8 protein-coding genes, 1 tRNA gene and 1 riboswitch are annotated in these 11,207 nt (G+C 53.7%); of the genes, 4 read left to right on the forward strand and 5 right to left on the reverse strand.

Features of this window, described 5'->3' with window-relative positions:
- Positions 1–184 (reverse strand): hypothetical protein (locus JCM12296_RS49540; RefSeq protein ID WP_306304151.1); only part of this gene is annotated, 184 nt, incomplete at its 3' end.
- Positions 181–804, reverse strand: coding sequence for a hypothetical protein (locus JCM12296_RS28210; RefSeq protein ID WP_281492181.1), 624 nt, complete (start codon positions 802–804; stop codon positions 181–183). The genes JCM12296_RS28210 and JCM12296_RS49540, both read right to left, overlap by 4 nt.
- Positions 805–901: 97 nt before the next feature.
- Between JCM12296_RS28210 and JCM12296_RS45970 the strand changes: the two genes are divergently transcribed.
- The 3 genes from JCM12296_RS45970 (at position 902) to JCM12296_RS28220 (ending at position 1,919) form a co-directional block, all read left to right on the forward strand.
- The gene (locus JCM12296_RS45970; RefSeq protein WP_246804994.1) at positions 902–1,045 is read left to right on the forward strand and encodes a hypothetical protein; all 144 of its coding nucleotides are present in this window, start codon (positions 902–904) and stop codon (positions 1,043–1,045) included.
- 29 nt (positions 1,046–1,074) lie between these two features.
- Positions 1,075–1,737: a 3'(2'),5'-bisphosphate nucleotidase CysQ family protein gene (locus JCM12296_RS28215; RefSeq protein ID WP_246804996.1), complete on the forward strand. Its 663-nt coding sequence runs from the start codon at positions 1,075–1,077 to the stop codon at positions 1,735–1,737.
- Between the two features lie 107 nt (positions 1,738–1,844).
- A tRNA-Val gene (locus JCM12296_RS28220) sits at positions 1,845–1,919 on the forward strand.
- Between the two features lie 206 nt (positions 1,920–2,125).
- Here JCM12296_RS28220 and JCM12296_RS28225 read toward each other — a convergent pair.
- The 3 genes from JCM12296_RS28225 to JCM12296_RS28245 all read right to left on the reverse strand — a co-directional run bounded on the left by JCM12296_RS28225 (position 2,126) and on the right by JCM12296_RS28245 (position 7,468).
- Entirely contained in the window at positions 2,126–4,546 is a 2,421-nt protein-coding gene (locus tag JCM12296_RS28225; RefSeq protein WP_054700076.1) for a fibronectin type III domain-containing protein, read from the reverse strand.
- Positions 4,547–4,610: 64 nt separating this feature from the next.
- Positions 4,611–4,704, reverse strand: a riboswitch (cyclic di-GMP riboswitch).
- A gap of 307 nt (positions 4,705–5,011) precedes the next feature.
- The gene (locus JCM12296_RS28230; protein WP_054700079.1) at positions 5,012–5,917 is read right to left on the reverse strand and encodes an adenylate/guanylate cyclase domain-containing protein; all 906 of its coding nucleotides are present in this window, start codon (positions 5,915–5,917) and stop codon (positions 5,012–5,014) included.
- A gap of 933 nt (positions 5,918–6,850) precedes the next feature.
- Entirely contained in the window at positions 6,851–7,468 is a 618-nt protein-coding gene (locus tag JCM12296_RS28245; protein ID WP_054700091.1) for a DUF3786 domain-containing protein, read from the reverse strand.
- A 415-nt stretch (positions 7,469–7,883) separates the two neighbouring features.
- Between JCM12296_RS28245 and uvrA the strand changes: the two genes are divergently transcribed.
- Positions 7,884–10,559: an excinuclease ABC subunit UvrA gene (gene uvrA / locus JCM12296_RS28250; RefSeq protein ID WP_246804995.1), complete on the forward strand. Its 2,676-nt coding sequence runs from the start codon at positions 7,884–7,886 to the stop codon at positions 10,557–10,559.
- Positions 10,560–11,207: the final 648 nt, after the last annotated feature.

The raw sequence follows: 11,207 nt of genomic DNA on the forward strand, positions 1-11,207 counted from the left end.
CGATCTCGGCGGCCTTGGGCTGCGCGCCGCTCATCCCTCCCAGGCCCGAGGAGACGAAGAGGAGTCCGGCCAAATCGCCATCCGCCGGCACACCGCACATCCGGCGACCGGCGCCCAGAAGGGTGTTGAAGGTACCATGCACGATTCCCTGGGGACCGATGTACATCCAGCCGCCGGCGGTCATCTGCCGTAGGAGGAAACCCCCATCTGAGTGGCGATTTCCCAGTCGTCGGGGTTGTCGAACAAGCCCACCATCAGGCCGTTGGTAATGATCACCCGGGGAGCAGCCGGACCGGAGCGGAACAACCCCAGGGGATGGCCGGATTGCATCACCAGGGTCTGGTCGTCGGTGAGCGCCTGGAGGTATTTCTTGATCAGCCGGAACTGCATCCAATTTTGGCAGACGCTGCCCGTTTCGCCGTAAGTCACCAATTCATAGGGATAAAGGGAAACATCGAAATCGAGATTGTTGTCGATCATCAACTGGCAGGCGCGACCGGCCAGACAGTTACCCGAATATTGGTCGATGGGGAGGGCGCGGATTTCCCCATCGGGCCGGAATCGGTACCCGTAAATGCGCCCCCGGGTCCTCAGCTCTTCTAAAAATTCCGGGATCAGGACGGCATGGTGTTTATCGGGAATATAGCGCAGGGCATTTTTCAAGGCCGTCACCGTCTGGCTGCGGCTCAGGCGGAAGCCCCGGTCCGGCGCTCGTCGGATGCCGGCCTTGAACGCCGGCATGCCAGGGAGGGGTTCATCCAGATAAATCTTCATCGCCTTGGAAATATCCGTGTGGGTCAGCATGGGACCATCCTTTGAAACAGGCCGACAAATGGTGTATATATTTATATTTTAAGGCATAATGGGACGAGCTCCGCCTGTCAACAAAAACTCGGATAAAATGGAATGGGAGAAGAAAATGAACGATCGCTCAACATGGTTGATGAAAGCCATTACCGCTGCATTGGCCGCCGGCAGGTCAATTATAGATGTCTATGCGTCATCGCAGATGGACATTGAGAAAAAAACGACGGCTCGCCCCTGACCCGTGCGGACCGTCGCTCGAATGAAATCATCCAGGCGGCGATGAACGAGCTGGAGATACCCATTTTGAGCGAAGAAGGCCTCAGTATCCCATTTGAAGAGCGCCGCCAGTGGCAACGCATGTGGATTGTCGATCCGCTGGATGGCACCAAGGAATTTATCAAGCGCAATGGCGAGTTCACGGTCAACATCGCTTTGGCGGAAAGGGGTGTACCGACCATGGGCGTTATTTATGTTCCGGTGACCGGCACGCTTTACTTTGCCGATACGCGCCTAGGCGCTTTTAAAATTGACAACGCCCAGGGCATCATGGCCGACGGCATGGCGGAACTGACGCAGTTGATCCCAAAGGCAGCCCGTTTACCCGTACCCCAAAACCAGGGCCGTCCTTTCACCGTTATGGGGAGCCGGTCTCACGCCACACCAGAACTAAAAGCCTATGTTGACGCCATCCGGGAAGAACACCCGGGCGCATTATTCATTCCAGCCGGAAGTTCTCTGAAGATCTGTCGGGTGGCTGAAGGATTTGCAGATATTTATCCCAGATTGGGCCCGACCATGGAGTGGGACACGGCTGCCGGCCAGGCCATTGCTACAGCCAGCGGTGCGAAAGTGGTTCGGCATGACGACGGCAGCCCCCTGACATACAACAAGCCGGAATTGCTCAACCCCTGGTTCATCGTTAAAAGATGAAGGATTTCAGGATATAAAAATTTCTCCCGCAAGGCCGTCGGTGGGATTCCGACTGAAAAAACGCTTGACTTCATAAGGACGTCTCTCTATATGTAATGCACTTTTTCGGGCGATTAACTCAGCGGGAGAGTGCCACCTTCACACGGTGGAAGTCACAGGTTCAAATCCTGTATCGCCCACCAGCGAGGTACCAAAAGGGGCTGCAGCCATCAAGCTTGCAAGCCCCTTTTTTTGGTCGGGATTGTCTTTTCAAAACATTGTCACCCTACCAATGAAAACGACGGCCAGGAAATTTTCCATGGCCGTCGTTGGGTTTGTGGTATTCGATCGTTATGGGCGTATCAGCAACCGGTCTATGAACGTTGCCCCAGGATGAACCCTCGCCAGTTTATCTTATGCGCGCCACAACCGTGGTTGCGGAGGTTGCATTACCAGCGGCATCGGTTGCCGTCACGGTAATCACATTGAAGCCAACCTTAAGGCGAATGTATGGGATACTCCATTCGGTGGTTCCCGTAGCAACGCCACTTCCGCCGGTACTGTTATTCCAGGTCACGCTGGTGACGGCGGTGTCATCGGAGGCCTTACCGGACATGCTGATGGACGACCGCCATGCGATGATCCACGCACTGGATGGATTTTCGATGTTTACCGAAGGGGCGGTAACATCGTCTTCGGTTTCGGTTACCATCGGGGCAACCGTCACCTGAACGGCATCCTTGGCCAACATGCCGCCATCATCCGTTACCGTGAGTTCGAACGCCAGTGAAGCACCTGTTTCAGCCCCATCCGGTGCCACGAAGCTTGGGCGTTCGGCCGTCGCATCGGACAACGCCACGGGGATGCCATCCGTCTGGGTCCAGCGGTAAGCCACAATCGTACCGTCGGTATCGGTGGACAGGGTGGCGTCCAAAACCACTTCGTCACCCGCATTCACGTCTTGATCCGGGCCGGCATCGGCCAACGGGGCTTGGTTGACCCACTCGACCACCACCAGCACGCTATCGGTATCCTGAAGGCCTCCGGCATCGGTCACGGTTACCTCAAAGGTCAACGAGGCACCCTCCGCGCTAATGTCCGGTGCAGTAAAAGATACACTGGCGGCCTGAGGATTGGACAGGGTGACCACCGGCCCCTGGGTCTGTTTCCATGAATAGCCCACAAGACCGTCGTCCGGATCGCTTGAACCGGAGGCATCCAACACCACCCCATCTCCCTCGCTGACGGTTTGGGCGCTACCGGCTTCCGCCGTCGGAGGCACATTGACCCAGGTCACATTGACAATGCTGGTATCAACGCTGGCCGCGCCGGTGTAATCCGTCACGGTGAGTTCGAACACTAGCGACGCCCCGGAGGTGTCCACATCGGGAGCGATAAAGCTTGCTTCCGGTTGATCCGCGTCACTCAGTATCACCACTTCGGCCCCCTGAATCTGACGCCACTGAAATGAGGCGATGCCATCGTCCAGATCAATGGAGTTGAGGCCACTGAGGGTCACCTGTTGTGCCTCATCGACGGTTTGATCCGGTCCGGCGTCCGCCACCGGAGCCTGGTTTTCCAGATCGAAGACGGCTTCGATGGTGCCGTCCGTATGGATGTCTGCCAGGGTGTAGCTCGTCTGCGGCCCGACCGATGCACCGTTCACCACAAGGTCGACCATTTCATAGCCTTCATCCGCCGCGAAGGTAAAAGTCTGGCTGGCACCGCTATCCACCACAATCTGGCCGGCCGGGGAGATTGACCCGCCCTCGGAAGCCAATGCGGCTATTGTGTAGCTGTCTACCGCGAACGTCGCGCTGATGCTATGATTGGCGGATACATTGCTGAAGGTATAAGATGTCAAGGCGCCCTGGGATACGCCATCCACGAGTACGTCAGCAACATGGTAGCCGCTGGTCGCCGTCACCGTGAATGTCTGGCTGCCACCGTAGCTGATGCTGACGCTGCCCGATGGCGAGATGCTCCCACCGGTTCCGGCACTGGCGCTAATCGTGTAGCTGTCCACAGCGAACGTCGCGCTGATGCTATGATCGGCGGAAACATTGCTGAAGGTATAAGATGTCAAGGCGCCCTGGGAGATGCCATCCACAAGTACAGCGGCAACATGGTAGCCGCTGGTCGCCGTCACCGAGAATGTCTGGCTCCCGCCGTAGTTTACGCTGACGCTGCCCGGTGGCGAAATGCTCCCACCGGTTCCGGCACTGGCGCTAATCGTGTAGCTGTCCACCGCGAACGTCGCGCTGATGCTATGATCGGCGGAAACATTGCTGAAGGTATAAGATGTCAAGGCGCCCTGGGAGATGCCATCCACAAGCACATCAGCAACATGGTAGCCGCTGTTTGGAGAAAGCGTGAATGTCTGGCTGCCGCCTTCGGTAACGGAAACCGTGCCTGACGGAGAAATCGTACCGAAATCGTTAGCCGATGCCGTGATGGAATAGGTCTGCACGGTTGATGCCGGTGTAGTGTAGGAAACTTCTTCGGAATCGGCACTTTCCAGTGTCCCTTCATAGGCTCGCACCACAAAATAGTAAGTGGTATCATTGTCTAAATTATATACGGTCCCTGAAGTCTCTGGCCCCGTCCAAACCGGCTGGCTATAGTCATAGGCATCGCCCTCGATCCGCTGGTATATCCGGTAACCTTCCGGAGCCGGGTCGTTGGCATCCCAGGCCAAGGTCACTTCTGCGGTTTCCGGGATACTGTATGTATCAGCGGCGAAACCCGTATCGACAAAAAAAGTGCCGGCGAAAAGCACCAGTATAAAAAGGGTAAAGTGGGTTAATAGGTGGGGAAAACGATTTTTCATGCTGCAATCCTCCATGATTCATTTTTGGTAACCGGCGAATCCATGAAGGAAGCAACCGTTTACCTTCGGCAGCCCTGCTGCCTTGGCGTCCTACCATCAGAAGCGTTAGGTCAGTGGCTTTGCGTCCCACGCTTTCGCGTGGTTTGCCTTTGTCGAGTAGATCGGTGTCGACTTTCGTCAAAATTGCTTCATGCAGCTATCTTGCCATCATATCAAAAAAAAGGATGACGGACAGATTTCAGGGGGCCATTCAACCTGATTTTGTATGTGCTTAGGATGTAAAACCCGAGGCCGAGCCGATTCAGTTCAACCCAAGCGCAAATTAGGTTCAAAAAAGGATACAACCCCGATGATTAAAATCCAATCAGGCAAAATGGTTATCGATTCGTGAGTCGAATCGCCTTGGGGAGGAGGCTATGGAGGGGACTATTTTTTACGCGATCCTCAAGGGTGGACGGATTTTCCTTACAGAATTCGATATTCCAGGCTCATCGGGTCGTCCTGGAACACCTTTCTGCCCAATCCAATCAGCCCCTGGCCTTCAAGCTGAATCGCATCCCGCCGAAGCAAAATGAAAGGCTGACCCTTTGGCTTGACAAAAGTACCGTTGGTGCTCTGGTCGCTTAGGATGAAACGGTTCCGACGCAACTCAATACGAGCATGCATGCGCGAAACCAATGGATGATCAATGATAAGGTGATTGGCCACGCCTCGCCCCATCGTCAGGATAGGTCGTTCGTTGTCCACAAGAATTCGGTTCTGCTGATAACGGATCTGGAGAAAATCCTTTTCGGATGTAAGGGAGGCGATCAATTCTTCGGTAAACGTACTGGCCATGGTCATCTGTTCTGGCTTGCCCCAGATCAGCTCATGAATCTCCATCAGATCATCCTTTCCCCTGACCCGCGTGCGATCTACAATTCGCGCACGCTGCTTGAGGGACCGCTTCATCAGGGAAAGGGTATCTTTATTTGTGATAATCTGGTCACTTTTTGCCAGTGCCACCATCCGCGCGGCCACGTTCACCGCATCGCCAAAAACATCCTCCGGTTCACAAATCACTTCACCATGGTGGAATCCTATTCTAAGGTGGATGCCGGCTTGGATCATCTCAGGATTGCAAGCGACCTCTTCCTGCATTTTCCTGGCCACCTCTGCCGCATGATTGGGCGTTGGAAACGTGCACAACAGCTCATCCCCAATGGTCTTCACGACGACGCCTTGATTTTCGATGGATAACGTCTTCAGAATGGCCAAACAATCAGCAATCAGTTCTTTGGCCCTAAAGTCACCGAATGTATCATATAGACGGGTACTGTCTGCAATGTCGGCGAAAAGGATGGTAAGATGGCAAGTTGCCGGGCAATCCATATTTCAATCCTGCCAAACGGCAAAAGGTTGACAACCTTGGTGGCAATCTCATTAATCGCAAATGGGTGCAGTTGGGTCAAGTTGAGGTTTCAAATACAAGATCAAAAAGGCCTGTTGAGGCACCCTCGCATGGCACCGACAGGTTGTCAACACCACCGCATTGAAAATGCTAACGGTAATCAGAAAAGACGACAAGGCTTTTATCAACCGATAGCGTTCCTTACGCGTTAAATAGAACGCATCTCACTGTAACACAGACACAGAAAGAAGGTACCCAATGGCAGTATTTTATGTTAACAAGTGCCGTTGATGAAATATAAGGAGGTTGTTTGATGCTGTCTAAGTTTTCCAATGAAGTTCTCTCGCATGGTCCCAGCGCGGTTTTGCCTCAAAATTTGACGCCTTACTGGCTGCAAGTACTTCAAAAACGTTGCGATGATTTTCTCGATGCCAATTTTGCAACCGATCAATGCATTGAGAAAACAGACATGGGGGATCCGCTCCTCATGGCCTGCGTCCATGAGGCGACCCGGGACGAGCAGCTCTCCGGCAAGGGCCTATCTGCAGATGAATTAGCTGAAAAAATTACTATTTACGCTTTTTCCATTACGATGGAAACCATTCGACGCGAGTCTGATATGGAAATGACACCTCCGACCTTGGAGAATCTGCTCGCCATTGAAAGGATTGTCGCATTTGGCAAGGTCAATCCGGCGTTTGGTCAATTTCTCAAACAGGCCTGCGTTGTTTCCGATGCCGAAAAGCCTGAAAAAAACAGCTGGTTTCAGCAACTGAAGAAAAAAAATTCTTTCCCGCGTGTCTGCCGACGAATAAGGTCTCAAGACAACCGCAATAAACACACAGCCGTTCGGGATATTTATTCCCGCTTGCCCAATCAATCGTCATCCATCGCCAAGGACGCTTACAGCCGATTCAGGCAGCAGCCAGCAGACGCTTGGTCAACTGGTGCCCCAGGATCGCTTGGCTCTCGGCGTCCAAATAGATTGAAGCCCGCTTTTCGAATAAAAGCGAGGCAGATGCGGGGAAATCATCATCTGCATCGTTGAAAATCAGTAAAAGCGGAACTTTGGGCAACGGCGTAAAACGCCGGCAACAATCGCAGGCAATATCCATATCCGGCGGTATTGCGCCAAGATCGTCACAAATGGATACGAGTGTATCGACACGACCGGCAAACGTCCTGGCCAGCGGTGCCTCGACCGTGTCAGACCAGAAAACGGTCAATGGGCCAGCATCGGGAAAATCGCGAAAGGCGACCCACTGGTTTTGGCTCGGTTCGAAAGCCGGCGCCATGATCAGATAACGACAGACAACCACGCAATCGGCAAAATCGGGTCGGTTCCCGGCTTCATCCGCCAGACCGTCTGCAGTCAGTCGCCATGAGCGCCCGAAATAGGGCACCCAGACCGCATCCCCCGCCTCACGAATGCCCAGAATTTCAGACCTGCCGGCAAAGGGCCGAGTCTTTAATTTTTCCAAATAGTAGCGGTAGGTGGTCTCGTATACCGTGCCGTGGTTGTCCGGGGGCATCCTGTCATCCTTTTAAACGGGGTCGTGATCGGCCCGCCAGCAGCGCATGGACAAGGCAACGATCAAAGCTTATTATGAAGATCCGATGTTGACATGCAACAGGTCGGCAACCCGTTTTCATAAAAACGGGAATACAACATGTATGAACACTTAAAGGCCGCGTCTCAAACGGTTTCGTAAAAATGAAAAATAGCCCAAACGCAGCTGTTCCGGCAGTCTCCCAGAGACCTTCCCGGAAAAGGAAGAATTCCATCGAACTGGACACCATCGAGGTCAAGGGTGCCCGGGAGCACAACCTCAAACAGGTTGATGTAAGCCTGCCTAAAAAAAAGCTGATCATCTTCACCGGTGTTTCCGGATCGGGAAAGTCGAGTCTGGCTTTCGATACGATCTTTGCCGAAGGCAGCGCCGCTATGTGGAGTCCCTTTCGGCCTATGCCCGTCAATTCATCGGTCAGATGGAAAAACCGCGATACGACACCATCCGGGGATTGTCCCCGACGATTTCCATCGAACAGAAATCGGCCAGCAAAAATCCCCGTTCGACAGTGGGCACGATCACCGAAATTTATGATTACCTACGCGTGTTGTTTGCCCGGATCGGCCAGCAAACCTGCATTCACTGTCATCAACCCGTCGGTCGTGGCGACGCCCAAAGCATGGTCGAACGTATCCTGGAGATCCCCGATGGCAATCGGGTCCTTATTCTCGCCCCCGTCATCGACAACCGTAAGGGGGAGCACCGGGAAGTGATCACCCGACTCCAGCAGCAGGGGTACGCCCGGCTCAGTAGATGGGATCGTACAAGGAATCGAGTCGGTTCAGAACCTGGCGCGCTACAAGAAACACACCATCGAAGCGTCGTAGATCGTTTAAAGATAACAAAAGGCAGCAATTTTCGCAAACGGTTGACGGATTCCGTGGAGCAGGCCCTAAAACTGGGAGAGGGGCGCATCATCGTCCACCGCATGGAGAGCGGAGACATTCCCATGAGCGAGGCGCGCTCCTGCTGTGGCGTGGCCTACCCGGAACTGGAGCCGCCCCTCTTTTCGTTCAATTCTCCGCTGGGCATGTGCCCGTCCTGCAATGGGATCGGATCGAATCTGGCCATGGATGAGGAAAAGGTCATTGCCGATCCCAAACTGACCATCCGCCAAGGGGCAATCATCCCCTGGCAGGGCCATTTTAACGGCAACAAACGACTGAGCGGATCTTGGATGGCCGAGCAGCTCAAGGCCATGGAATCCCAGTGGGGGATCGACTTTGACACCCCCTGGGAAAACATGCCCGTGAAACAACGCCATTTGATCTTGTATGGCTCCGCGGGCCGCGAGCTGACCGTTACCTGGAATGCCGAGAAAATCCAAGGCGCTTTCACCACGACTTACGAAGGCCTGCTCAATGCCCTGATGCGACGCTACCAGCAGACCGAATCGGAAAATGCAAAAAAATACTACAGCCGCTTTTTATCGACGAGGCCCTGTGAAACCTGCGGCGGCAGGCGCCTGAAACCGGAAGTATTGGCCGTTAAAATCGGAGGCTGTTCGATCATCGACATCACCGAAATGACCATCCGCGAATCCCAGGACTTTCTGACCGGATTAAAATTGACCGGCAACCGCCAAATCATCGCTTCCGAACTTCTCAAGGAGATCACCGGACGCCTGGGCTTTCTGATCAATGTCGGTTTGGATTACCTATCCTTGAGTCGTAAGGGCCCCACCCTTTCCGGCGGCGAATCCCAACGGATCCGTCTTGCCTCTCAAGTCGGATCTGAATTGACCGGCGTGCTCTATATCCTTGACGAGCCCTCCATCGGTCTCCATCAGCGCGATAACATCAAACTCCTTCATACGCTTTGCCATCTTCGGGACATCGGCAATACGCTAATCGTCGTCGAACACGATCAGGAAACCATGAAGATGTCAGACTGGATCGTGGATTTTGGACCTGGTGCCGGGCATTTGGGAGGGCAGATCGTCGCCCGGGGAACGCCAAAACAGATTATGCGAAATAAGGGTTCCCTGACCGGTCGTTATCTTAGCGGCCGGGAAAACATCGAGGTTCCGACCGACCGGCGGACAACAGAAAGCACCGGCGATCGGTGGATCACCATCGTAGATGCCACCGAAAACAACCTGGACCGGCTGAGCATCGATATTCCCCTGGGCATGTTAGTGGCCGTCACCGGCGTCTCGGGGGCCGGGAAATCCACCCTGATCAATCAGATCCTCTACCCGGCCCTGGCCGGCAAGCTGCACGGAGCCTTGCTGGAAACGGGAAAACACAAAACCATAAAAGGGCTTTCCCACCTGGATAAAGTCATCAACATCGATCAAAAAGCCATCGGTCGGACCCCCCGCAGCAACCCGGCGACCTACACCAAGGTATTCGATCACATCCGCGATTTTTTCGCCCAATTACCCGAATCGAATATGCGCGGATACAAGAAAGGACGCTATTCCTTCAACGTCAAGGGAGGACGCTGTGAAGCCTGCAGCGGCGATGGTTTCATCAAGGTCGAAATGCACTTTCTGGCCGATGTCTATGTACCCTGTGAGATCTGTCACGGCCGGCGTTTTAACGACGCCACGCTCGAGATTAAATATAAAGACCACTCCATCGCCGATGTGCTGGATCTTTCGGTGATGCAGGCCCATGCGCTATTTTACAACCATCCGCCGATCCGGCGAATTCTCGACACCCTCATGGACGTCGGGCTTTCTTACATCAAGCTGGGGCAGGCGGCCACCACGCTTTCCGGGGGCGAGGCCCAGCGCATCAAATTGGCCAGAGAACTCGCCAAACGGGCGACCGGACGGACCCTCTACATTCTTGATGAACCCACCACCGGCCTGCATTTCCAAGATGTTAAAATGCTCTTGGCCGTGCTGCATCGGCTGGTGGACGGCGGCAACACCGTCGTCGTCATCGAACACAACCTGGATGTGATTAAAACCGCCGATTGGGTTATCGATTTGGGCCCTGAAGGCGGTAAAGGCGGCGGCCGGTTGGTTGCCGCAGGCCCGCCAGAAACCGTGGCTCAGGTTGAAGCGAGTCATACCGGCGTTTATCTTCGCGATGTCTTATAGATGCGGCTTTTGAAGAACGCAGAGCCGAGTAATTTATACCGGACTGCGGAGAAAAAAGAAAAGTCCAGTCGGATCTGAATCCGACTGGACTTTTTATTAAATGGCGGGAGCGACGAGACTCGAACTCGCGACCTCCGGCGTGACAGAGCGACCCACAGCGTATTTCACCTTATTTTACAGCATATTAGAAACACAAAAATCCGTTTAGAGCCGTCAAAAGCCGTCTAAAAAGCCGTCAGCCCAACCGACCCGACCATGGCCTTCAGGCCCCCACACTGATTATACCCATCTGACAAGCAGGAGGATTATCAACGTTTACAATCCTGTCCACATTCTCGACCCAGCCGAAAAAATAATCGCCCCGGCCGTCATCACCGATTACAGCGTAAAGTGGGTGAGACGGGGTGCCGTGACGGTGTAAAAACAAGCGTCACGCGAAAGTGTAATGAAACGTCCTAATAGTGTAATAGTATAATGATTACAGCATAATAACGATTACATTTAGACAACCGTTCTGTTCGCTATACCTTACGGAATCCGTCCCATTAGGTGGACGAAAAACACCTGAAATAGCATAGAAAATACATCAAAATAAAAAAGGCAGGGCCAACGGAGCTCTGTCTTTCTCGTCTGATTGATACTTTTTTT

The organism is Desulfosarcina cetonica JCM 12296 (assembly GCF_001311845.1).
In the GTDB taxonomy this organism is placed as follows: domain Bacteria; phylum Desulfobacterota; class Desulfobacteria; order Desulfobacterales; family Desulfosarcinaceae; genus Desulfosarcina; species Desulfosarcina cetonica.